General features: G+C 67.8%; 19 protein-coding genes. 15 read left to right on the plus strand and 4 right to left on the minus strand.

The features are described from left to right. Positions 1 to 148: 148 nt before the first annotated feature. Positions 149 to 2,539 carry an ATP-binding cassette domain-containing protein gene (locus ACFWPH_RS18010; RefSeq protein WP_378752313.1) on the plus strand — a complete coding sequence of 797 codons (2,391 nt, stop codon included), beginning with the start codon at positions 149 to 151 and terminating at the stop codon, positions 2,537 to 2,539. A gap of 73 nt (positions 2,540 to 2,612) precedes the next feature. Here the strand turns inward: ACFWPH_RS18010 and ACFWPH_RS18015 are convergent, their stop codons facing one another. Then, positions 2,613 to 4,187 carry a serine hydrolase gene (locus ACFWPH_RS18015; protein WP_378752315.1) on the minus strand — a complete coding sequence of 525 codons (1,575 nt, stop codon included), beginning with the start codon at positions 4,185 to 4,187 and terminating at the stop codon, positions 2,613 to 2,615. A gap of 335 nt (positions 4,188 to 4,522) precedes the next feature. Between ACFWPH_RS18015 and ACFWPH_RS18020 the strand changes: the two genes are divergently transcribed. From ACFWPH_RS18020 to ACFWPH_RS18035, 4 genes are all read left to right on the plus strand, one after another. Continuing rightward, entirely contained in the window at positions 4,523 to 5,761 is a 1,239-nt protein-coding gene (locus ACFWPH_RS18020) for an amidohydrolase family protein (protein ID WP_378752317.1), read from the plus strand. Continuing rightward, the gene (locus ACFWPH_RS18025) at positions 5,758 to 6,648 is read left to right on the plus strand and encodes an amidohydrolase family protein (RefSeq protein WP_378752319.1); all 891 of its coding nucleotides are present in this window, start codon (positions 5,758 to 5,760) and stop codon (positions 6,646 to 6,648) included. Before ACFWPH_RS18020 ends, ACFWPH_RS18025 begins: the two co-directional genes overlap by 4 nt. A 21-nt stretch (positions 6,649 to 6,669) precedes the next feature. Further along, positions 6,670 to 8,868 (plus strand): acyl-CoA dehydrogenase, encoded by a 2,199-nt coding sequence (locus ACFWPH_RS18030; RefSeq protein WP_378752321.1) that lies wholly within the window; start codon positions 6,670 to 6,672, stop codon positions 8,866 to 8,868. A 62-nt stretch (positions 8,869 to 8,930) separates the two neighbouring features. Next, the gene (locus ACFWPH_RS18035; protein ID WP_378752672.1) at positions 8,931 to 9,521 is read left to right on the plus strand and encodes a TetR family transcriptional regulator; all 591 of its coding nucleotides are present in this window, start codon (positions 8,931 to 8,933) and stop codon (positions 9,519 to 9,521) included. Here the strand turns inward: ACFWPH_RS18035 and ACFWPH_RS18040 are convergent. Beyond that, positions 9,512 to 10,246, minus strand: a complete 735-nt coding sequence (locus ACFWPH_RS18040) for an IclR family transcriptional regulator (protein WP_378752323.1) — start codon at positions 10,244 to 10,246, stop codon at positions 9,512 to 9,514. The genes ACFWPH_RS18035 and ACFWPH_RS18040 overlap by 10 nt on opposite strands. A 104-nt stretch (positions 10,247 to 10,350) precedes the next feature. Between ACFWPH_RS18040 and ACFWPH_RS18045 the strand changes: the two genes are divergently transcribed. The 5 genes from ACFWPH_RS18045 to ACFWPH_RS18065 all read left to right on the plus strand — a co-directional run bounded on the left by ACFWPH_RS18045 (position 10,351) and on the right by ACFWPH_RS18065 (position 16,165). Then, positions 10,351 to 11,556, plus strand: a complete 1,206-nt coding sequence (locus ACFWPH_RS18045) for an amidohydrolase family protein (RefSeq protein WP_378752325.1) — start codon at positions 10,351 to 10,353, stop codon at positions 11,554 to 11,556. Positions 11,557 to 11,566: 10 nt separating this feature from the next. Next, entirely contained in the window at positions 11,567 to 12,322 is a 756-nt protein-coding gene (locus ACFWPH_RS18050; protein WP_378752327.1) for a class II aldolase/adducin family protein, read from the plus strand. 154 nt (positions 12,323 to 12,476) lie between these two features. After that, positions 12,477 to 13,625: a steroid 3-ketoacyl-CoA thiolase gene (locus ACFWPH_RS18055; RefSeq protein WP_378752329.1), complete on the plus strand. Its 1,149-nt coding sequence runs from the start codon at positions 12,477 to 12,479 to the stop codon at positions 13,623 to 13,625. 4 nt (positions 13,626 to 13,629) lie between these two features. Beyond that, on the plus strand, positions 13,630 to 14,448 hold the full coding sequence (locus ACFWPH_RS18060; RefSeq protein ID WP_378752331.1) for an SDR family NAD(P)-dependent oxidoreductase: 819 nt from the start codon (positions 13,630 to 13,632) through the stop codon (positions 14,446 to 14,448). Positions 14,449 to 14,509: 61 nt separating this feature from the next. After that, positions 14,510 to 16,165 carry a class I adenylate-forming enzyme family protein gene (locus ACFWPH_RS18065; protein WP_378752333.1) on the plus strand — a complete coding sequence of 552 codons (1,656 nt, stop codon included), beginning with the start codon at positions 14,510 to 14,512 and terminating at the stop codon, positions 16,163 to 16,165. Positions 16,166 to 16,267: 102 nt separating this feature from the next. On the opposite strand, the gene ACFWPH_RS18070 is transcribed toward ACFWPH_RS18065, so the two are convergent. Together ACFWPH_RS18070 and ACFWPH_RS18075 are read right to left on the minus strand one after the other, a co-directional pair. After that, positions 16,268 to 16,786, minus strand: coding sequence for a nuclear transport factor 2 family protein (locus tag ACFWPH_RS18070; RefSeq protein WP_378752335.1), 519 nt, complete (start codon positions 16,784 to 16,786; stop codon positions 16,268 to 16,270). A 17-nt stretch (positions 16,787 to 16,803) separates the two neighbouring features. After that, the gene (locus tag ACFWPH_RS18075) at positions 16,804 to 17,700 is read right to left on the minus strand and encodes a TIGR03619 family F420-dependent LLM class oxidoreductase (RefSeq protein WP_378752337.1); all 897 of its coding nucleotides are present in this window, start codon (positions 17,698 to 17,700) and stop codon (positions 16,804 to 16,806) included. Positions 17,701 to 17,838: 138 nt separating this feature from the next. On the opposite strand from ACFWPH_RS18075, the gene ACFWPH_RS18080 reads away from it, so the two are divergent. Genes ACFWPH_RS18080 through ACFWPH_RS18100 form a run of 5 tightly spaced genes read left to right on the plus strand, consistent with a single transcriptional unit; the run spans position 17,839 to position 22,628 of the window. Further along, positions 17,839 to 19,005, plus strand: coding sequence for an acyl-CoA dehydrogenase family protein (locus ACFWPH_RS18080; RefSeq protein ID WP_378752339.1), 1,167 nt, complete (start codon positions 17,839 to 17,841; stop codon positions 19,003 to 19,005). Next, positions 19,002 to 19,937, plus strand: a complete 936-nt coding sequence (locus ACFWPH_RS18085) for a bifunctional MaoC family dehydratase N-terminal/OB-fold nucleic acid binding domain-containing protein (protein WP_378752341.1) — start codon at positions 19,002 to 19,004, stop codon at positions 19,935 to 19,937. The genes ACFWPH_RS18080 and ACFWPH_RS18085 overlap by 4 nt, the downstream gene beginning before the upstream one ends. Further along, positions 19,937 to 21,043: an acyl-CoA dehydrogenase family protein gene (locus ACFWPH_RS18090; protein ID WP_378752343.1), complete on the plus strand. Its 1,107-nt coding sequence runs from the start codon at positions 19,937 to 19,939 to the stop codon at positions 21,041 to 21,043. The genes ACFWPH_RS18085 and ACFWPH_RS18090 overlap by 1 nt, the downstream gene beginning before the upstream one ends. Beyond that, positions 21,040 to 21,453 carry a MaoC family dehydratase gene (locus ACFWPH_RS18095; protein WP_378752345.1) on the plus strand — a complete coding sequence of 138 codons (414 nt, stop codon included), beginning with the start codon at positions 21,040 to 21,042 and terminating at the stop codon, positions 21,451 to 21,453. The genes ACFWPH_RS18090 and ACFWPH_RS18095 overlap by 4 nt, the downstream gene beginning before the upstream one ends. Then, complete coding sequence (locus ACFWPH_RS18100) at positions 21,450 to 22,628, plus strand: lipid-transfer protein (RefSeq protein WP_378752347.1); 1,179 nt, start codon at positions 21,450 to 21,452, stop codon at positions 22,626 to 22,628. The genes ACFWPH_RS18095 and ACFWPH_RS18100 overlap by 4 nt, the downstream gene beginning before the upstream one ends. Positions 22,629 to 22,761 lie beyond the last annotated feature (133 nt).

Below are 22,761 nucleotides of genomic sequence, written 5' to 3' on the forward strand. Positions count from 1 at the left end.
CGCGGGTACGCCGGAACGCCCGCGGCGACCACGCGCACCCCGGCCCGGCGAAACGAAAAATGTCACCGCGTTCTGGTTGGATCGACCGGACGACGGCGGTGGGGTCCGCGCGGGCGGCACGAGCACCAGAGGGAGACCAGGAGAGCAGATGAGTATGGCCACGAAGACCGGTAGACAGACCTCCGAGCCGCATCTCGCCGACAGTCACGATCTGATCCGCGTATACGGCGCGCGGGAGAACAACCTCAAAGATGTCAGCGTCGAGATCCCGAAACGCCGGTTGACCGTGTTCACCGGTGTTTCCGGGTCGGGGAAGAGCTCGCTGGTCTTCAGCACCATCGCCGCCGAATCGCAGCGCCTGATCAACGAAACCTACAGCGCGTTCATCCAGGGTTTCATGCCCAATCAGGCCCGCCCCGATGTCGATGTACTCGACGGGCTCACCACCGCCATCATCGTCGACCAGGAGCGGATGGGGTCCGATCCCCGCTCCACCGTCGGTACCGCCACCGATGCCAATGCGATGCTGCGCATCCTGTTCAGCCGGCTGGGCACCCCGCATATCGGGTCACCGCAGGCGTTCTCCTTCAACGTTGCCTCGATCAGCGGCGCCGGCGCGGTCACCGTGGAAAAGGGTGGGCAGACCGTCCGGGAACGCCGCAGTTTCAGCGTCCTCGGCGGTATGTGCCCGCGCTGTGAGGGCCGCGGTTCGGTCTCCGATTTCGACCTCACTGCTCTCTACGATGCGAACCTGTCGCTCAACGAAGGCGCCCTGACCATCCCCGGTTACAGCATGGACGGCTGGTACGGCCGGATCTTCCGCGGCTGCGGTTTCTTCGACCCGGACAAACCGATCGGGAAGTTCACGAAAAAACAGCTCAACGACCTGCTCTACAAGGAACCCACGAAGATCAAGGTCGAGGGCGTCAACGTCACCTACGAGGGCCTGATCCCGCGGATCCAGAAATCCTTCCTGTCCAAGGACCGGGAAGCGATGCAACCGCATATCCGCGCGTTCGTCGACAAGGCGATCACCTTCGACACCTGCCCCGAATGTGGCGGCACCCGGCTCAGCGCCGAGGCCCGTTCGTCGAAGATCGAGGGCATCAGCATCGCCGACGCCTGCTCGATGCAGATCAGCGATCTCGCCGCCTGGGTCCGTGACCTGAACGAACCGTCGGTGGCGCCGCTGCTCACCGCGCTCGGGCAGACCCTCGACTCGTTCGTCGAGATCGGGCTCGGCTACCTGTCGCTGGAACGTCCCGCCGGTACCCTGTCCGGCGGCGAAGCGCAACGGACGAAGATGATCCGGCATCTGGGGTCCTCGCTGACCGATGTCACCTACGTATTCGACGAACCCACCATCGGCCTGCACCCGCACGATATCCAGCGGATGAACGAACTGCTGCTGCAATTGCGAGATAAAGGCAACACCGTGCTCGTCGTGGAGCACAAACCCGAAGTGATGGCCATCGCCGACCACATCATCGACCTCGGGCCCCGCGCCGGTACCGAGGGCGGGCAGGTGATGTTCGAGGGCTCCATCGAGGGCCTGCGCGGCAGCGACACCATCACCGGTCGCCACCTCGACGACCGCGCCGCCCTCAAACCGTCGGTCCGCACTGCTTCCGGTGCGCTCGAGGTCCGCGGCGCCGATTCGCACAATCTGCAGAACGTGGACGTCGATATCCCGCTCGGTGTGCTGGTCGTGCTGACCGGTGTCGCCGGATCCGGTAAGAGCTCGCTGATCGATTGCGCCGTAGCCCGGCACGACGATGTCGCCATGGTCGACCAAACCCCCATCAAAGGGTCGCGCCGGAGCAACCCCGCCACCTACACCGGCCTGCTCGACCCGATCCGCAAGGCCTTCGCGAAAGCCAACGGCGTGAAACCGGCCCTGTTCAGCTCCAACTCCGAAGGCGCTTGCCCGGCCTGCAACGGCGCCGGGGTCATCTACACCGACCTCGGGGTCATGGCCACCGTCGAATCCCCGTGCGAGGAATGCGAGGGCCGGCGCTTCCAGGCCGAAGTCCTGGACTACACCTTCGGCGGTCGCAATATCGCGGAGGTCTTCGAGATGTCGGTCGCCGAAGCCGAGGAGTTCTTCGGCGCCGGTGACGCCCGGATCCCCGCGGCGCACAAGATCCTCGACCGCCTGGTCGACGTCGGCCTGGGCTACATCAAGGTCGGGCAGCCGCTCACCACCCTGTCCGGCGGCGAACGCCAGCGGCTGAAACTGGCGACCCGGATGGGGGAGAAAGACGGGATCTACGTCCTCGACGAACCGACCACCGGCCTGCATCTCGCCGATGTCGAAAACCTGCTCGGCCTGCTGGACCGGCTCGTCGACTCGGGAAAATCGGTGATCGTCATCGAACACCACCAGGCGGTGATGGCGCACGCCGACTGGATCATCGACCTCGGTCCCGGCGCGGGCCACGACGGCGGGCGGGTCATTTTCGAAGGCACCCCCACCGACCTGGTCGCCGCGCGGTCCACCCTCACCGGCGAACACCTGGCGGCCTACGTCGGTAGCTGACCGAGTAAGGGGAAACTGCGGTCACCGGCGGCGAATCACGCCGCCGGTGACCGGGAAGTTCGACATTCCACGGTCAGCGGGTGAAAGTGCCGAATCCGTCGGGGTCGTAGAACTCCAGCCACAGGCGGTCGCCGTCGAAGCGCGCCTGCGATATCGTTCCCGGGTTCGCGGCTTCTCCGGTGGGGGTGAAGGCGAATGTATCACCGTCCCAATGGCGCAGCGGTACGGTCACCTTTCCCGGGCCCAGAGTGAGTCGGAGGTGGTCGCCCTCCACCGCCACCTCGGCCGGGCCGAAATAGTCGTTTCCGTATACCCCCGCATAATCGTCCAGCGGCCCCGCGGGCACCGGATTCGGCGGAGGCTCCTTACCCACGAGCTCGCCGGTGGGCCCCTCGATCTGCCCGAAGGCCTCCTGGTACAGCCCCCACCAGTCCTCCCGGACCTCGCCGAACTGCACCAGATCGGCGAATTCGGCGTTCAGGGTTTCCGGCACCCCGATCGGCGCGGCGTTGGTCAGCGTCACGATCCCGACATTCGCCGACGGAATCAACGTGAACGCGGTCGCCGCGCCCGCGTTGAACGCCCCGGAATGGCTCAGCACCACCCGGCCCGCCGCCGAGGTGCCGACGTTGAATCCGAACCCGTACATACCGGCGCGCGCGTCCGGCGTCGCCGGCGGTGACGATACGGCCTGTGGTGATACCGCGGGCAGCAGCGCGTCCGGCGTGACCACTTCCCGGCCTTCGTACGATCCGTTCCCGAGGACCATCGTCATCCAGCGCGCCATATCCACTACCGACGAGCTGACACCGCCCGCCGGGGACTGTGCGTCCGGCTGCCGCGGGGGTTCGGTGCGCCGGTAGTCCTCGCCCACGCGGGTATGGCCCACCGCGCGATCGGGGGTTCCTGCGAAATCGGCGTAGCGAGAGCTGGTGGCCGTCATTCCCAGCGGTTCGTAGATCGCGCGTTTCGACAGGTCTGCCCAGTCCGTGTGCGCCGCCTCGGCGACTGCGGTGGCCGCCGCTGTCAGCCCGAAATTGGTGTATTCGTAGGAGTCCCGGAACGGTGCGAGCGGCAGTCGCCCCAACCGCTCCAGTATCTGCGCCCGGTCGAAGCCGAGGTCCTCGAGCTGGTCCCCGGCGTGATCGGGCAGCCCGGACCGGTGCGCGTACAGATCACCGACGGTCGCGTTATCGCTGACGTAGGGGTCGTTCAGCGCGAACCAGGGTGCGAGCTGCCGGATCGGTGTATCCCATTCCAGGGGGCCGGCGCCGATCTCGCGGGCCACCACGGTCGCCCCGATCGGTTTCGACATCGACGCCAGCTGGAACACGGTATCGGGATCCACCTGCTGGTCGGTGCCCACCTCGCGGACCCCGAATCCTTCCTGGTACACGACCTCGCCGTCGGCGACGATCGCGACTGCCATTCCCGGGATGCCGGTGCTGGTCAGCAGCTCCTGCGCACGCTGATCGACCCGGTCCACGATATGTTCCACGCGTCCGTCGGGAATGGTGATTCCGGGGGCGCGGGCGGGCTGTGGTGCGGCGGCGCTGGTGCTGGTCGTGGCTCCGGGGACCGGTTCCTCGATCCCGCATCCGGTGGCCAGCGCGGCAACGGTCGCCACCGCGGCCCCGAGAGCCGTCAACCGACGTCTGTGCACAGCCGCCTCCGGGAGGTTGTCGCCGACACGAGCCCAGCTGCCCGAGCCTATCGCTGCCGGTGTCCGCTGCCCGGCAGCGCGGTCCGCGTGGCCGGGTTCGATGCGGGCCGGGCGGATCGGTCTCCGGTGCCGGCGATGGGGCGGTCCACTTCAGCCGCGGTGGCCGGAGGTCGCTGTGCCGTGCCCACCCGGCCGATATGCAGAAATAGAACCCAATTCTCGAAATGATGCGAAATATGGTGTGCAGTCGGTACGTGTGGCGTACTGTCGAGTCCAGAAACTAGAACCGTATTTCAATATTGAGTAGAAAGAGGATGCCGATGTCTGCACATCCTGCCGAGTCCGGCGAGCGGTACACGCTGATCTCCGCCGACTGCCACGCGGGCGCCGATCACGCCACCTACCGCGAGTACCTCGACCCCCGGTGGCACGACGAATTCGATGCGTGGCGCAACCGGTATCGGAACCCGTACCGCGATCTGCAGGACGACGGCCGCACCCGCAACTGGGACAGCGACCGCCGGATCAACGAACAGGCGACCGACGGTGTCGTCGCCGAAGTCATCTACCCGAACACCGTGCCGCCGTTCTTCCCCAGCGCGGCCGTGATGGCGGCGCCGCCGGACAGCGAGGACTTCGAACGCCGGCTCGCGGGTATCCGCGCGCACAACCGCTGGCTCGCCGACTGGTGCGCCGATGCCCCGGCACAGCGCGCCGGTGTCGGCCAGATCTTCCTCAACGATGTGGACCGCGCGGTCGAGGATGTGCATTGGATCAAGGAGAACGGTCTGCGCGGCGGCATCCTGATACCGAATGTGGCGCCCGATGTGAAATGGGTGAAGCCGCTGTACGACCCGGTCTACGACCCGATCTGGCGGGCGTGTGAAGAGCTCGGCGTCCCGGTGAACAGCCACGCCGGTAACGGGTTGCCCGATTACGGGCGGTACAAGACGGCCGGGTTGCTCTACATCACCGAAGTCTCGTTCTACGCGCAGCGGCCCCTCGTGCAGTTCATTCTGTCCGGGGTTTTCGAACGTTTCCCGAACCTGAAGTTCGCGATGTCCGAACAGGGATGCGCATGGGCCCCGCGGCTGCTGCGTGAGCTCGACCTGATCGATCACCGGATCAAACGGTCCGGGCGGATCGGTGAACTCGTGTACGGCCGGGACGAGCAGCTGCCGCTGCGCCCGAGCGAGTATTTCCGCCGCAACTGCTGGATCGGTGTGAGTATGCCGTCCGCCGAAGATATGGCGGCTCGTGACGTGCTCGGTGCGGGCAAATTCATGTGGGGCAGCGACTACCCCCATTCGGAGGGGACGTACCCGTTCACCCGGGAATGCCTCCGGCAGGTGATGCACGACGTCGATCCCGGCGAGCTGCGGCAGCTGCTCGCCTGCAATGCGGCGGATCTGTACGATTTCGATCTCGGCGCCCTGGCGCCGCTGGCCGCACAGTACGGTCCGACCGTGGCGGAAGTGGCGCAGCCGCTGGCGGAACTGCCCGACGAACCCAACGATGTGCTGTTGCGCGAGTCGTTCGCCGCGGCGGTGCGCGCATGACCGGCGGGCAGGAGGCGGGCGGGGGTTTCCGGGCCGGGCTGCCGGTTATCGACACCCATATCGGTTTCCGCGAACCCGGGAAGAACGAGTACGACTTCATCACCCGGCAGACGAAGGACCGGGAAAGCAAGGAGACGTTCTCCTTTCCCGCCGAGTACATGTTCAAGGGTGTACCGCAGGATCTGCCGACGGATGATCCGGTGGAGGTGACGCTGCGGGAAATGGACCGCTACGGGATAACGATGGGGATGGTCGGTGTCGCCACCGAGTCGGGGCGCCGGGCGGTGAAAAAACACCCGCAGCGTTTCGTGCCGCAGGGCAGCGCCGTCGACCCCAACGACATCATGGGGACCCTGCGGCGGATGGAAGCCGAATTCGAGGAGTTCGGGATCCGTTCGGTGAGTTCCTTTGCCGCCGGTACGTTTCCGCAGGTCGCGTTGAACGCTCCGCAGATGTATCCGATCTACGCCAAATGTGTGGAACTGGATATCCCGATCTTCGCCTGCGCCGGGATCCCGGGTCCGCGATTGCGGGCGGCGGTACAGCATGTCGAACTCATCGACGATGTGATGTTCGATTTCCCGGACCTGGTGTTCGTGACCAGGCACGGGTGCGAGCCGTGGCAGGATCTGGCTGTCAAACTGATGCTCAAATGGCCGAATCTGTACTATTCGACGTCCGCGTTCGCGCCGAAGCATTATCCGAAGGCGATTATCGATTACGCCAATACCCGCGGCGCGGACAAGATCATCTATGCCGGGTATTTCCCGGCGGGGTTATCGCTGGAGCGGATCGCGAACGAGATGCCGGATGTGCCGTTCCGCGACGAGGTGTGGCCGAAATTCTTGTCCGGGAACGCGCGCCGTGTTCTGAAGCTGGAAGGTTAGCCGCGGATGGTAACGAGTTGTGTGGCGCTGACCACCGAGCACACCGATCTGATGGCGGCGATATCCGCACTGGCCGCGCAGGCCGCGCCGACCACACTGACCCGCGAACATTTCGACCTCTCCGCCCGCGGCGTACACCCGCCGATCTGGGACAAACTGTGCCACCAGGGTATTCCCGGGATCCACCTGCCCGCCGAGTTCGGCGGCGGGGGTGCCGGGATCGTCGAGCTCGCCGTGGCGCTCGACGCGGCGGGGCACGGATTGATCCCGGGACCACTGCTACCCACCGTGACGGCCGGTGCGCTCGTGGACCGGCATGGCTCCTCCGCAGTCCGCGACGATCTGCTCGCCCGGTTCGTCGCCGGTGCCACCGGAGCCTGCGCGCTCGACGCGACGGGTCCGGTGGCCACGACGAGTGGTGGTGGCCTGCGGGTCTCGGGTCTCACCGGCCCGATTCTCGGTGGCATGGGCGCGGATATTCTCGTCCTGGGGGCATCCGGCCCCGACGGCCCCGTATGGTTCGTCGTCCCGCCGGATTCCCCCGGTATCACCCGGGTGCAGGTTTCGGGTGCCGACCTCACCCGCGATCTCGGGCGGCTCGAGCTGGACGGCGTGGTGGTACCGGACGACCATGTCCTGTCCTGCTCCACCCACCACGTCCGCGACCTGGCGGCCGTCCTGTTCAGCGCCGAGGCCGTCGGTATCGCCCGCTGGTGCCTGGACACCGCCGTGGCGTATGCGAAGGTGCGAGAACAGTTCGGCCGGCCGATCGGCTCGTTCCAAGCCGTCAAACACAAATGTGCCCAGCTGTTCCTGCGGGTGGAACTAGTGGCCGCGGCGGCATGGGACGGCGCGTGCGCGGCCGACGAGGACGGACCGGACGGGCCGCAGAGCGCGCTCGCCGCGGCGCGGGCCGCGGTGCAGTGTTTGCCCGAGGCCGCCGGTATCGCCTTGGATGCGCTCACCGTGCTGGGCGGTATCGGCAATACCTGGGACCACGACCTGCACCTGTACTGGCGGCGCGCCACCGGCCTGTTCACACTGCTCGGCCCGCACGGGAACTGGTCGCATCGCGCGGGTGAGCTGGCCCTGAACACCGAGCGGGCACCGGCCGTGGGGGTCGAGGATCGACCCGAGTTGCGGGCCGAGGTCGCGGCGGCGATCGCGGAAGCGACGGGGCCGGAGAGCGCCGACGAGGAGACTGTGCGCCGGATCCTGGCCGGTCACGGCCTGGTGGCACCGCATTACCCGCCACCCTACGGTCGCGCCGCCGACGCCACCGCCCAGGTGATCATCGCCGAGGAATTCCGGCGGGCCGGGATGGCGCAACCCACCACGGTGATCGGGGAGTGGGCGCTGCCGACGATCCTGCAGCACGGCACAGATGCCCAGCGGGAACGGCTGGTGGGCCCGACCCTGCGCGGTGAAATCGAATGGTGTCAGCTGTTCAGCGAGCCGGGCGCCGGATCGGATCTCGCCGCGGTGCGGACCTTCGCGGAAAAGGTCGGCGGCGGCTGGTGTCTCAACGGCCAGAAGGTGTGGACATCGCATGCCCGGGAGGCGCACTGGGCGGTGTGTCTCGCCCGCACCGACCGCACTGCGTCGAAGCGGGCCGGGATCAGTTACTTCCTGGTCGATATGAGCACACCCGGTATCGAGGTGCGGCCGTTGCGGGAAGCCAACGGCGAGTCGATGTTCAACGAGGTGTTCCTCGACGATGTCTTCGTACCGGACGATTGCCTGGTCGGCGCGCCGGGCGACGGCTGGCGGCTGGCGCGCACCACATTGGGCAACGAACGGATCGCGATGGGGTCCGGTGCGGTGGGTGCCCGGATCCGGCTCGACCCGGTCGCCGCGGTGGCCGCGCTGCCGGCCGAGGCGCGGGCCGCCGCGCTGCCTGTCCTCGGCACGGTGACGGCGACCTCGGGTGCGCTGGACGCGCTCGGCCGCCGGGGGCTGCGCAAACGGATCTCCGGCCTGGAACCCGGCGCGGAAGGCAATGTCTTGAAATACCTGTCGGCGCAGCATCAGGTCGAGCTGTCCCGCACCATGATCGAATGGGCCGGTCCCGACGCGGCGCAGGCATCCGGGGAGGGCGGACGCACACTCGCGGCGTACCTTTCGACACCGGCGATGCTGATCGGCGGCGGTACCGCGGAGATCCAGCTCAACATCATCGGTGAGCGCATCCTCGGACTACCGCGGGAGCGGACGCAGTGACGGCGGGTGCCACCCGTCCGGCTAGTATCACCGCCGTGACCTCCCGCGGGGCCGAGTTGCCGATGACCACCGAATCGATGACTGCGGGCCAGCTGGGACGCCGCAGCCGGTTGGCCGACACGGTGATCGAGATGCTGCACGAGATGGAGCCCGATCGTATTCAGATGCGGGAGGTTTCCGAACGCTCCGGAGTGGCGCTGGGCACCCTGTACCGCTATTTTCCCGCCAAACAGCAGTTGCTGGCGGCGGCGATGCTCGGTTGGAACAACCGGTTGTCGGAGAAACTGCAAGCCGAACGCCGCGCGCCCGGCCCGAAGGACGGCAGTATCTGCGAACGCGTGCTGGGCCTGTACCGGCGGGAGATGCGGGCGTTCCAGCGAGGCCCGCATTTCGCCCGGCTGGAGATCGAGCTGTTCTCGTCCACGGACGAATACGTGATCGAGACCCTGGACCAGCGCGCCACCGCCAACCGCGGCGCGCTGTTCGACCTCCTCGAGGGGGTGCCCCCGGAAACAGCGCGGGTGGCCTCGCTCGCCATCGGCGGCACCATGTTCACCTCGCTCACCTCGTGGACGTCGGGGCGGATCAGTTTCGCGGAGGCGCTCCGCAATGTGGAGGACGTGATCCGTCTCGTCCTCGCGGACTACGCCTGAGCCGAGCCGCTCAACCGGCGCGCGGCATCCCGGACGAGTTCCCCGGTCCGCGCGTACCGGTCGGGCGTGAGCCGGGTGTCGGGCGCGCTCACCACGAGCGCTCCCTGGGGTGCCCCGCCGATATCGAAGATCGCCGCGCCGATACTGGTCGAACCGTGCTGTACCGCGCCCTCGCACAGCGACCAGCCGCGGGTCCGGATCCGGTCGTATTCCGCGGCGGAGGGCAGCGCTTCGGGCGTTTCGGCGCGGTCGGTGCGTTCGGCGGGGGTGAGGTGCGCGAAGATCGCGCGCCCGGCGGCGCTCGTCTCCGGCGGGTGGATCTGGCCGATCGGCAGGGCGGTGCGCACTGTATGGGTGCCGTCGGCGACGGTCGCGACTACGAGCTTGCCGCCTTCGAGGAGCGCGAGGTGAGTGGTCTCCCCGGTGGTGTCGCGCAGTGCGGCCAGTACGGGACGCGCGCGGGTGAGCAGCGAGGACGTGCTGTGCGCCTGTCCCGCCATCGTGACGATTTTCGCCGAGAGTTCCCATCGCGGTGGGGAATCGGGAAGCGGCCGGATCCATCCGGCTTCATGGAGGGTCGCCAGGACGCGCTGCATCGCGCTCTTGTCCTCACCGAGCGCCCGGCACAGCTCGGTCAGCCCGGCGGGCTGGTCCGCGGCGATCGCTTCGACCACCTGCAGGCCGCGCAGCAGGCCGCTCAGAGTCTTGACCGGAATATGGATCACCCCTACCTTGGTATCAATAAGAGATATCAAGGTATCGCATAGAGATACTTGAGTCAAGGTGTGTGCCGTTTCCGGTAGCGCACCGCTGTGTGGAGGAGAACGCCGTGGCAGCACCGCAGCAGCAACTCGATCCCGAATTGTTCGATCCGGAACCCGAACCCGCAGAGGTCCGCTACACCGTGATCTCGGTCGACGATCATGTGGTCGAACCACCGCATCTGTTCGAAACCTGGATGCCGGCCGCGCTGCGGGAGCGCGGACCGCAGATCCGGGAGACGGCGGAAGGCGCCCAGATCTGGGAGTTCGAGGGCAAGACCTACTCCCAGGTGGGTATGAACGCGGTGGCGGGGCGGCGTTCGGAATCGGTGAAGTACGAACCGTTCCGCTTCGAGCAGATGCGCCCCGGCTGCTACGACATCCATGCCCGGGTGAAAGATATGGATCTCGGCGGAATCTGGGCGATGCTGAATTTCCCGTCGCAGATCACCGGTTTCTGTGGCCGGGTGTTCGCCTTCGCCGCCGATCGTGAAGTCGGCAAGGCGGCCGTGCGCGCGTGGAACGACTGGCTCTACAACGAGTGGTACCTGGCCTATCCGTCCCGGGTGATCCCCGGCGGTATCACCTACCTGGGCGACCCGGTGGAGGCCGTCGCCGAAATCGAGCGCAATGCCGCGCGCGGATTCACCTCGGTCACCCTCCCCGAACGACCCCACGCGATCGGGCTGCCGTCGCTGTGGGAGCGCGAATACTGGGATCCGATCATCCGGGCCTGCGTCGAAACGGACACCGTGATCTCGTTGCACGTGGGCAGTTCGGGAATGTACGCCTACCCGCAGGGTGCGCCGGGGCTCCAGCTGGGCGCCACGATGTTCGGCCAGCTCTCGCTCGGGGCGTGCAGCGAATGGTTGTGGTCGGGATATCCGAAGGACAATCCGACGCTGAAAATCGCGATGAGCGAAGGCGGTATCGGCTGGGTGCCGATGCTGATCGACCGGTTGAACAACATTATCGACCGCTCCGGTTACGGTCTCGGCTGGGATGAACGCCCGGCCGATATCCTGCGCCGCAACTTCTGGTTCTGCACGCTCGACGATCCGTCCACGATCGCGCTGCGCGAGGTGATCGGCGTCGACCACATCATGCTGGAAACCGACTACCCGCACGGTGACGGCACATGGCCGCATACCCAGGACGTGATCGCACAGTACTGGGCCGGTATCCCCGCTCCCGAACTCCGCAAGATGTGCAGCGAGAACGCGGCAGAGCTCTACCGCCATCCGCTGCCCGATATCGTGCTGCCGCGGGACTGAGGGGGATCGGATGGCTTTCCGCCCGAGCGCCGACCGGCTCGTTCCCGAGCTGACTCCCGCCGAGGAGATAGTGCTGCTGGCGCGCACCCTGTGGCGCGAGGGATATCGCGACCACCTGGCCGGCCATATCACCCGCAATATGGGTGACGGCACACTGCTGTGCAATCCGTGGCTGCTGACCTGGCCGGAATTCGGCCCCGCCGACGTACTCCGGATCGATCTGGACGGGACCCTGCTCGAAGGGGAGTGGCCGGTACCGCTGGGTATTCCACTGCATCTCGCCCTGCACCGCGCCCGGCCCGATGTGCAGTTCGTGGTGCACAACCATCCCGAATTCGGGACCATCTGGGGCGATCTCGCCGAAGTGCCACCGGCCTACGACCAGAGTTCGAGCCTCGGTGGCGGGGAGCTGGTACTGGTCGACGAGTACGCCGGTGCGGTGAACAGCGCGCAGGCCGCCACCGCGGCGATCGCGGCGGTGGGTGACGCCGATCTGGCGCTGCTCGGTGGGCACGGTGTCCTGGTGATCGGCAGTACCGCACGGGCGGTGTTCCTGCGGGCGGTGGCGCTGGAACAGCGGGCGAAGAATGCCTGGATGGTGCGGGCGGCGCGCGGGCCGGATAAGTCCGCACTACCCGATTGGTGGATGGATCGGCAGCGCCGCAGCGACGGGAACGGGTTCCACGGATTCTGGGAGGCGGCGGTCCGGGCGGAACTACGTGACGATCCGGAGCTGGAACAGCAGATTCTGTCGTTACGGGAGTAAGCGCACGGTTTTGGGGCCGGTTCACGGTGGGAATCGGCGGAGATCTTCCGTGAACCGGCTACCAAACAAGTGCTTGGTTGGATAGAATCGCGTTTCAGCAGTCCTTATCGATCGAGAGGGCAGCACCTTCGTTTTTCGGTCAAGGAGGACACCTATGGGCAATCCGGTCATCGTCGATACCGCGCGCTCACCGATCGGCCGCCGCGGCGGATGGTTGTCGGGCCTGCACGCCGCCGAACTGCTCGGGGCGGTGCAGCAGGGCATCCTGAACCGGCTGGAGCTGGACCCCGCGCTGATCGAACAGGTCGTCGGTGGCTGCGTCACCCAAGCCGGTGAGCAGGCGTCGAACATCACCCGCACGGCATGGCTGCATTCGGGACTACCCGAACGCACCGGCGCCACCACCATCGACGCCCAATGCGGATCCGGTCAGCAATCGGTGAATATCGTGGCGGCCCAGATCGCCGCCGGAGTGATCGACGCGGGTATGGCGTGCGGGGTCGAGGCGATGTCGCGGGTACCGCTGCTGTCGAATATCCCCGATAACGTCGGCCGGCCCCGCCCCGACGATTGGTCGCTGGATCTGCCCACGCAGTTCGTCGGCGCCGACCGTATCGCGCACCGCCGCGGTTTCACCCGCGCCGATCTCGACGAATTCGGGCTGCGCTCCCAGCAGCGCGCCGCGCTGGCCTGGCAGGAGGGCCGGTTCGACCGTCAGATCATTCCCGTCGAGGTACCGGGCAGCGACGGGACCGAGGCCACCACGGTATCCCGCGACCAGGGGCTGCGGGATACTTCGCTGGAGGCGCTCGCCGCGCTGGCTCCCGTTCTGGAGGGCGGCCTGCACACCGCCGGGACGGCATCTCAGATCTCCGACGGTGCGGCGGCCGCCGTACTCATGGACGAAGACCTCGCGCGGTCACTGGGGCTGCGGCCGCGCGCCCGCATCGTCCGGCAGTGCCTGCTCGGCAGTGAGGTCCCCTATCTGCTCGACGGCCCGGTCCTGGCGATCGAGCATCTGCTGGCACGCACCGGGATGTCGCTCGGCGATATCGATATCGTCGAGGTCAACGAAGCCTTCGCGGCCGTCGCCCTGTCCGCCGCGCGCACACACGGAATCGACGAGGACCGGCTGAACGTCAACGGCGGAGCGATCGCCCTGGGACATCCGGTGGGGTCCTCAGGGGTCCGGCTGGTCGGCGCGGCGATCGACGAGCTCGAACGCCGCGACGCCGCACACGCCCTCGTCGCCGTCTGCGCCGGTGGCGCGATGGTCTCCGGTGCCATCATCGAAAGGGTCTGACACCATGCAGCTCACCGGGTTCGAGGGCAAGGTAGCCGTGGTCACCGGCGCCGGCCGGCGACGGTCCATCGGCCGGGAAACCGCGCTGGCGCTGGCCCGCGCCGGCTGCGATGTCGTCGTCACGGGCACCGGACGCACACCGGACCGGTACACCGAAGAAGAACGCGCCGCCGGCTGGCGCGATATCGATTCGGTCGCCGGCGAGATCCGCGAACTGGGGCGGCGCGCCGGTGCGGTGGTCTGCGATATCGCCGACGAACAGGCAGTGGATGCCCTGGTGCGGCAGGTGCTGGACGACTACGGGCGGGTGGATATCGTCGTCAACAATGCCGCCGCCGCACGCGCCGGGGACCGGGTTCCGGTGCTCGACCTGCCCACCGAGGCGTGGGATGCGGTGATGCGGGTCAACCTGCGGGGCACCTTCCTGGTGAGCCGCGCGTTCGCCCGCGCCATGGTCGAGCGCGGCGCCGGCGGCAGTATCGTCAATATCTCCTCGATCGCCGGAAAACTCGGTGGCGCGAACACCGCCGCCTACGCCGCGTCCAAGGCCGGTATTCAGGCGTTGACCTCCTCGATGGCGAAAGAACTGGGTCCCGCCGGGGTCCGGGTGAACGCGGTCTGCCCCGGGGTGACCGGGACCAGCCGTCTCGACGACCTGTCGGCGGCGGCGTGGCAGAGCTATGTCGAGGCGAATCTGCCGCTGCAGCGGGTCGGGGACGCGCGTGAAGTCGCCTGGGCGGTGGTATTTCTCGCCAGCGAACAAGCGGGCTGGGTCACCGGCCAATCCTGGAATGTCGACGGTGGTCAGCTGACCGTTCGCTGACCGATCCGCCGTAGTACGTTCACCGCCCTGCGTGCGGTTTCCGAGGAAAGGGTTCTTCCCCATGTCCGATCGATCGACACCCGACCCCCGCGCGGCCGTCACGGCGCGCCTCACCGCGCCCGGCGCCGAGCTCGAAATCAGCCAGGAGCCGGTCCGGGGAATCTCGATGCCGGTGTTCCGCCACCGCAGGCGCGCCCTGCCGGAGCTACTGATCGAATCGGCCCGCTACGGCGACAGCGAATACCTCGTCAGCGGCGAAACCCGCTGGAGCTTCGCCGAACATCTGGACCGCGTGGCATCGCTGAGCGACGCGCTGCGCACCACCTACGGGATAGGTAAGGGCGACCGGGTGGCGATCCTCGCCGCCAACTGCGCCGAATGGATTCTCACGTTCTGGGCGACGACCTCGCTCGGCGCCATCACCGTCGGAATGAACTCGATGTGGTCCGCGCGGGAAATCGCCTACGGGATCGAGCATTCCACCCCGGATCTCGTCGTCGCCGACGAAGCGCGCCGGGCCCTGCTGGGCGAGGTCGAGGCCCCCGTGCTGTCGATCGAGGCGGATATTCCGCGGCTGGCCACGGCCGCGCCGGGGACGCCGCTGCCCGAAACCGAGATCGACGAGGACGATCCAGCGGTCATCCTCTACACCAGCGGCACCACCGGACGCCCCAAAGGCGCCGTGCATTCGCATCGGAACATGATCGCCGCGGTCGACTTCTACCGGTTGAACGATGCCGTCGCCACCGAAATGGGCAGCGCCCCGGGCGCACGGCGGTTCCTGCTCGCCACCCCGCTGTTCCATATCGCGGCACTGCACAATCTCGCCGTCCCACGACTCGCGTTCGGCGATACCGCGGTGATCCACACCGGCCGCTTCGATATCGACCGGGTGCTGCGGCTCATCGACACCGAACGCGTCACGAACTGGGGTGCGGTACCGACCATGCTGCACCGGCTCCTGGAACACGGCGACCTGTCGGGATACGATCTGTCGTCGCTGCGGATGATCTCGGTGAACAGCGCGCCCTCCTCCGCGTCGTTCAAGGAACGGCTACGGGCGGTGCTCCCGGTCGCCGCGAAATCGCTGGGGACCAGTTACGGACTCACCGAATCCTCCACGGCGGCAACCTTCGCGACCGCGGCCGACCTGCAGGCACGCCCCGAAACCGTCGGCACCCCGGTGCCGACGATGAGTGTGCAGATCCGCGACGAACACGGTGCGCCGGTGCCCGACGGGACCGAAGGCGAGATCTGCCTGCGCGGCCCGCTGGTGATGCTCGGCTACTGGAACAATCCGGAGGCCACCGCCGCCACGATCGCCGCGGACGGCTGGATGCACACCGGCGATCTGGGCACGATGAACGGCGGCTACCTGTGGGTGAGTAGCCGCCGGTCCGATCTCATCCTGCGCGGCGGGGAGAACGTGTACCCGATCGAGGTCGAGAACGCGTTGAGCGAACACCCCGCGGTACGGGAATGCGCCGTGCTCGGCGTCGCACACGCGGACCTCGGTCAAGAGGTGTGCGCGGTGGTGGTCACCACGGCGGCGGACGCGGTGGGTGCCGCGGAACTGAGCGCGTTCGTCACCGAACGGATCGCGCGCTACAAAGTGCCCACGCGATGGGAGATCACGACCGAACCGCTGCCCCGCAACGCCACCGGCAAGGTCAAACGACTCGACGTGATCCAGGCGTACGCGGGCGGGGCCGACTGAACGAAAACGGCGCGCGCTCGAGCCGGCGAATCGGTATATCGCACACACGACCTGAGTGCGGGCGGCTGCTTCGCGCCGCCCGCACTGGGGTCGACGCCGCACTCAGGTCGGCACAGGGCCTTCGCCGATTCGTGCGCGCAGCTGGTTGAGCGGATCCGATGTGTCGCGGCGGCCGCGGGGTCCGTGCCCTTCGGGGTCGGTGAGCCTACCGGCGTCGGAGCGGGTCCATTCGCGTACCGCCCACCGCTCGGCGATGGCCCATCTGCCGTCGCGCAGTTCCATCAGGTCCACGTAGCGGCAGCCGCTGGTGAAATCGTCCCGGCCGGGCGCGCCCCAGTGGGCCGCCGTGGAATATGACTCGCTGATGGCGCGGTCGCCGTGCAGTTCCACGAGGTGGTTGCCGATGTGATGCATGGTGCCGCCGAGCGTGCGCAGTTTCGGGCGCACCCATTCGATGAATTCGTCCACGGTGCCGTCGAATCCGGTGTGGTGGTCGATCCCGTCGGGGTGGTAGGCGTCGCGGACCAGATCGAAGTCGAGGCGGTCGATACCGCGGCAGTAGCGCAGCACCACCTCGTAGATGGCCTGTTTGTGCAGTAGTTCCTGTAATGCGTCGGTCACCGGGGTTGCTCCTTCTGTCAGTCGTGCCCGAGCCCGACCATCCAGTCGAGCAGTTCGGGCAGCCGATCGGTGTCCCGGCCGAATACGGTCGGGCGGAAGACGACGGCTGTGGCCCCGTTGCGCCGGAACTGCTGTACCGCCCGCGCGGTGGCGTCCAGATCGGCGCTGCCGTCCGGGCGCCGCACCGGCGTGAGGGATACCTGGATGCGGAGGGTGCCGGGATCGCGGCCGTGCGCCGCGAACCTGTCCCGCAGCAGCGCGACACTGTCGGTGAATCCGGGCAGATCGGTGGGGTTGACCGACCAGCCGTCGGCGACGCGGGCGATTCGGTCGAAGTTGCGGGGGCTCGGGCCGAGTCCGAACAGGATCGGAACCCGGTCCTGCACGGGGAACGGCAGGCTGTGGAAGTTCGCGAAGGCGTAATCGCGTCCCGTGAACTGTGCCGGTGCCCGGGTCCACAGTTCCCGGCACGCGCGCACGGTGTCCTCCATCCGGCCGAACCGGGCGTCGAACGGCATCCCGGTGGCGGTGTATTCGGCTTCCTGCCAGCCCACACCGAACCCCATGGTGACCCGTCCGCGGGAGAGGCGGTCGAGGGTCGCGATCTGTTTGGCCAGCAAGGCGGCGGGGCGGACGGTGGCGATGAGCACCGACACCCCGAGCTCGGCCCGTTCGGTGACGGCGGCGACGGCCGACAGCAGGGAGATCGGTTCGTACCACGGGTGGTCGAGCGGGAACGGGAAGTTGTTGTCCCGCACGCGCTGGGCGTGGGCGTCCGCGGCGAAACCGAGGTGGTCGCCGGTGGAGATCAGGTCGATTCCGCGTCGATCTGCCTCTGCCGCCAGATCGGGGACAGCACTGATATCACCACCGAACAGTGCCTCGGCGCCGAGAAGGTTGAGCCCGATATCCATGGCCTCATCTCAGCCCGGCCGGGCCCGGGAGGGAACCGGTCTTTCCGTTGGGTGAGACCTCGGCAGGCCCGCAACCGGTTCGCGGATTAGCGTCCGGACCGACGTCGCGACAGCCGTGCACGGCATAGGAGAACCACGATGGATTTGCGGGAGTCACCCGAGCACCAGGAGCTCAGGCGGGAATTGCGTGCCTATTTCGCGAAGCTGCTGCCCGCGGACGAACGCCGCGCGGCCGGCGAGCAGGGTGTGGGCGGCGACCGGTTCCGCGAGATCGTCACAATGCTCGGCGCGGACGGCTGGCTGGGGATCGGCTGGCCGGTGGAGTACGGCGGTCAGGGCCGTTCCATCGAGGAGCAGTTCGTTTTCTTCGACGAGGTCCAGCGTGCGGGGCTGCCGTTCCCGTTCGTCACCGTCAACACGGTGGGCCCGACCCTGATGAAATACGGCACCGATGAGCAGAAGGCGAAGTTCCTGCCCGGGATTCTGGCCGGCGATATCGTCTTCGCCATCGGCTATACCGAACCCGGCGCCGGCACCGATCTGGCGTCGCTGGAAACCCGTGCGGTGCGTGACGGCGACGACTGGGTGGTGGACGGCAACAAGATCTTCACCTCCGGCGCGAATACCGCCGACTACGTCTGGCTGGCCTGCCGCACCGATCCGGAAGCCCCGAAACACCGGGGCATCTCGATTCTCATCGTGCCGACCGATGCTCCGGGTTTCTCCTGGTCGCCGATCCATACCGTCGGCGGTCTGACGGTCACCTCCACCTACTACTCGGGAATCCGCGTCGGTGCGGATGCCGTGGTGGGTGAGCCGCACGGCGGATGGCGGCTGATCACTGCGCAGCTCAACCACGAACGTATCGGGCTGGCCGCGCTGGGCGGGCGCACCGAGGGCCTGTGGCATCAGGTTCTGGCTTGGGCCCGCGAGACGGGCGCGATCGACATCCCGTGGGTGCGGCAGGAATTCGCGCGCACCCACGCGAAGCTGGTGGCGATGCGGTTGATGAACTGGAAGATGACCGCCGCCGTCGCGGCCGATACTCTCTCCGGCGCGGACGCGGGCGCCACGAAGGTGTTCGGCACCGAAACCCATATCGACGTGTACCGCACACTGCTCGGCATCCTCGGGGCCGCCGGCCGGATCCGCCCCGGAAGCCCGGGCGCGATTCTGGCCGGGCAGATCGAGCAGATCTCCCGGCAAGGGGTGGTCAACACCTTCGGCGGCGGAGTCAACGAGGTGCTGCGCGATATGGTCGCCACCCTGGGATTGGGCACGGTCAAGGCGGGCCGCAGCCGATGAACGTACTCGACACCCTCAACACGCTGGTCGGCCGCGAACTGCAACCCACCACCTGGGCGCCGGACCCGGTGAACACCGCCATGATCCGCCACTGGGTGGAAGCCATGGGCGATACCAACCCGATCTACCTCGACGACGACGCCGCCCGCGCCGCCGGCCGCGACGGCCTCATCGCACCACCCACGATGGTCCAGGCGTGGACGATGCGGGGATACGCGGCAACCGCCGCCGGCAACACTGCCTCCGAGGTCGCCACCCAGCTGCTGGACACCCTGGCCGACGCCGGGTTCACCTCGGTGGTCGCCACGGATTCCGAACAGGAGTATTTCGCCGAACTGCGTCCCGGCACCCGGGTCAATGTCACCGAGGTGATCGAATCGATCTCCCCGGAGAAGAACACCGCGCTCGGGCCCGGGCATTTCGTGACAACCGTCAAAACGTACCGGGACGACGACGGCGCGGTCGTCGCCACCCAGCGGTGGCGCATCCTGCGGTTCCGGCCCGCGGCGAAAGAAACCCCCCGCGAGCTACGGCCACGCCCGGCGATCAACCAGGACAATGCCTTCTGGTTCGCGGCGGCCAAGGAGCATCGCCTGGTGATTCAGCGCTGCGTGTCCTGCGGGACACTGCGGCATCCGACCGGACCGATGTGCGGGCACTGCCGATCATCGGACTGGGACACCGTCGACGCCTGCGGCCGCGGCGTCGTCTACAGCTTCGTCGTCAACCACCATCCGCGGCTCGACGCGTTCGACTATCCGCTGATCGTCGCGGTCATCGAACTGGAGGAGGGGACCCGGTTGGTCGCGAACATGATCGGTGCCGAACCCGGCGAGGTACGGGTCGATATGCCGGTGGAACTGGACTGGATCGACGCCGACCCGGAGCTGACGCTGCCCGCGTTCCGTCCGGTCATACGCGAGGAGAACTGATGGATTTCGCCTTCACCGAAGAGCAGACCGCGATCCGCGACCTGGCCGCCGATATCTTCACCGGCAAATCGGGCCCGGACCGCGTCCAGGCCGTCGAAGCCTCTGACGATCGGATCGACCGGGGCCTGTGGCGCGAGCTCGCCCGCGCCGGCCTGGTGGGGATCGCCCTACCCGCCGAATCCGGCGGCGGCGGGCTCGGTTTCACCGAACTCTGTGTGCTGCTCGAACAGCAGGGCCGCAGCGTCGCCCCCGTCCCGTTATGGGAGACCGCGCTCGCCTCGGCCGCCGTCGCCGAATTCGGCACACCCGAGCAGCAGCGCAACTATGTGGCTCCCGCGGCAGACGGGGAGCTGTTCCTCACCGTCGGGCTCGAAGAGTTCGGCCCCGCCGACGCGGCGGCCCCCGAGACGTCGGCACACCGATCCACCGACGGAACCTGGGTTCTGACCGGCGCGAAAGCGGTGGTCCCGGCGGCACATATCGCCACCCGGGTCGTCGTTTCCGCCGCGACAGCGACCGGTACCGGACTGTTCCTGGTCGACCCCGCCGGCGCGGGCATCCGGGCCGAGACCAACGAAACCACCACCCGCGCGCTCGCCGCGAACCTGACCTTCGACAACGCCCCCGCCGAATACCTCGCCGAGGGGGATTCCGTGCAGTGGCTGGTCTCCCGGGCCGAGGTAGCGCTGGCGGCACTGCAGGCCGGGGTGGGTGCCGCCGCGACAGCGCAGGCGGTGACCTACCTCAACGAGCGCCACCAGTTCGGGCGCCCCCTGTCGACCTTCCAGGCCGTGAGCCATCAACTGGCCGACTGCTATATCGATCTCGAGGCGATGCAGGTCACATTGTGGCAGGCGGCATGGCTGCTCGGCAACGGCGACGACCCCGGTACAGCGGTGCTGGTGGCCAAATGGTGGGCCACCGACGGCGGGCAACGCGTGGTGCATCGCGTCCAGCATCTGCACGGCGGGATCGGGGTGGATATCGACTACCCCGTGCACCGGTACCTGCTGTGGGGTAAACAGATCGCCGCGACCCTCGGCGCGGCGAGCGCGGATCTCGCCCGCCTCGGCGATCTGCTCGCCCGCCCGGAGGTGGCGGTATGAGAGCGGCGGCCGATATCACGGTGGGCGAGGTTCTCCCGGAACTCGCCATCCCGCTCACCCGCACCCTGATCGTGTCGACGGCCATCGCGAGCCGCGACTATCAGGACGTGCACCACGACCCGGATCTGGCGGTGGAACGTGGCTCCAGGGATGTGTTCATGAATATCCTCACCAGCAATGGGCTGGTGGGCCGCTACGTCACCGATTGGGCGGGGCCGCGGGCCTCGCTGCGTAAGGTCGCCATCCGGCTGGGCGCCCCCAACTATCCCGGCGACACGATGACGCTGACCGGCGAGGTGACCGGTATCGCCGATGGTGTGGTGTCGGTGCAGGTCCGTGGCGCCAACAGCCTGGGCGATCATGTGCGCGGCGTCGTCACCGTCTCCTTCGTGGAAGGAGACGCCCGATGACTGTAGGCGCACTGTCCGGCGCGGCCGCCGTGGTCGGTATCGGCGCGACCGAGTTCTCGAAGAACTCCGGCCGCAGCGAACTGCAACTGGCCTGCGAGGCGATCGTTGCGGCGCTCGCCGACGCCGGTATCGACCCTTCCGAGGTGGACGGCCTCGCCACCTACACCGCCGAAACGAACGGTGAGGTCCTCGTCGCCCGCAACTGCGGGCTCGGGGAGCTGAAATTCTTCTCCCGCGTCGGATACGGCGGCGGCGCCGCCTGCGCCACGGTGCAGCAGGCGGCGATGGCCGTGGCCACCGGGGTCGCGGAGGTCGTCGTCTGCTATCGGGCGTTCAACGAACGGTCCGGCCTCCGTTACGGTCTCGGCCAGCACGACCGGCCGATGGACAGCACCGCCGACCGCGCGGCGTACGCCTGGCTGACCCCGCAGGGACTGTCCACTCCTGCCCAATGGGTGGCGATGTTCGCCCGGCGGTATATGCATCAGTACGGCGCCACCAGCGAGGATTTCGGCCGGGTCGCCGTGGCCGCCCGCGCCTTCGCCGCGAACAACCCGGCCGCCTGGTTCTACCGGCGCCCGATCACGCTCGCCGATCACCAGAACTCCCGCTGGATCGCCGAACCACTGCATCTGCTGGACTGCTGCCAGGAAACCGACGGCGGTCAAGCTCTCGTCGTAGTCTCCGCCGAACGCGCCCGCACCCTGACTCACACCCCGGCGCTGATCAAGGGCGCCGCGCAGGGCAGCGGTAGGGACCAGCACATGATGACGAGCTACTACCGGCCCGATATCACCCGTATCCCCGAGATGGGGCTGGTCGGCCGGCAACTCTACGGCCAGAGCGGCCTGCAACCCGCCGATATCGACGCCGCGATCCTCTACGACCACTTCACGCCCCTGGTGCTCCCGCAACTCGAAGAACTCGGTTTCTGCGCGCCCGGCGAGGCGAAGGATTTCATCGCCGACGGCAACCTCGAACTTGGGGGCCGCCTGCCCGCCAACACCCACGGCGGTCAGGTCGGGGAGGCCTACCTGCACGGCGTCAACGGGATCGCGGAGGCCGTGCGACTGCTGCGCGGTACGTCGGCGAACCAGCCCGCCGGTGTGGAGAACGTACTGGTCACTGCCGGAACCGCGGTGCCGACGAGTGGGCTGGTGCTCGGTGTCGCATGAGGGTCGCAAGCCTGTCGCGGCCCGGCCCCCGCCGAATTGCGTTCCCACTCGCCGAGAGACGCCGTGACGGCGCAGGGCGAGAAGCGTAGGCACAGTAAGCACCCATCTCGCTCATTCACCCCCGGGAGACCCC

The organism is Nocardia sp. NPDC058499, from assembly GCF_042719915.1.
Taxonomy (GTDB): domain Bacteria; phylum Actinomycetota; class Actinomycetes; order Mycobacteriales; family Mycobacteriaceae; genus Nocardia.

Bases quoted from the DNA above. Each gene is read 5' to 3' on its own strand.
- ACFWPH_RS18010 (WP_378752313.1), top strand. From the start codon at position 149: ATGAGTATGGCCACGAAGACCGGTAGACAGACCTCCGAGCCGCATCTC.
- ACFWPH_RS18020 (WP_378752317.1), top strand. From the start codon at position 4,523: ATGTCTGCACATCCTGCCGAGTCCGGCGAGCGGTACACGCTGATCTCC.
- ACFWPH_RS18025 (WP_378752319.1), top strand. From the start codon at position 5,758: ATGACCGGCGGGCAGGAGGCGGGCGGGGGTTTCCGGGCCGGGCTGCCG.
- ACFWPH_RS18035 (WP_378752672.1), top strand. From the start codon at position 8,931: ATGACCACCGAATCGATGACTGCGGGCCAGCTGGGACGCCGCAGCCGG.
- ACFWPH_RS18050 (WP_378752327.1), top strand. From the start codon at position 11,567: ATGGCTTTCCGCCCGAGCGCCGACCGGCTCGTTCCCGAGCTGACTCCC.
- ACFWPH_RS18055 (WP_378752329.1), top strand. From the start codon at position 12,477: ATGGGCAATCCGGTCATCGTCGATACCGCGCGCTCACCGATCGGCCGC.
- ACFWPH_RS18060 (WP_378752331.1), top strand. From the start codon at position 13,630: ATGCAGCTCACCGGGTTCGAGGGCAAGGTAGCCGTGGTCACCGGCGCC.
- ACFWPH_RS18065 (WP_378752333.1), top strand. From the start codon at position 14,510: ATGTCCGATCGATCGACACCCGACCCCCGCGCGGCCGTCACGGCGCGC.
- ACFWPH_RS18075 (WP_378752337.1), bottom strand. From the start codon at position 17,700: ATGGATATCGGGCTCAACCTTCTCGGCGCCGAGGCACTGTTCGGTGGT.
- ACFWPH_RS18080 (WP_378752339.1), top strand. From the start codon at position 17,839: ATGGATTTGCGGGAGTCACCCGAGCACCAGGAGCTCAGGCGGGAATTG.
- ACFWPH_RS18085 (WP_378752341.1), top strand. From the start codon at position 19,002: ATGAACGTACTCGACACCCTCAACACGCTGGTCGGCCGCGAACTGCAA.
- ACFWPH_RS18090 (WP_378752343.1), top strand. From the start codon at position 19,937: ATGGATTTCGCCTTCACCGAAGAGCAGACCGCGATCCGCGACCTGGCC.
- ACFWPH_RS18095 (WP_378752345.1), top strand. From the start codon at position 21,040: ATGAGAGCGGCGGCCGATATCACGGTGGGCGAGGTTCTCCCGGAACTC.
- ACFWPH_RS18100 (WP_378752347.1), top strand. From the start codon at position 21,450: ATGACTGTAGGCGCACTGTCCGGCGCGGCCGCCGTGGTCGGTATCGGC.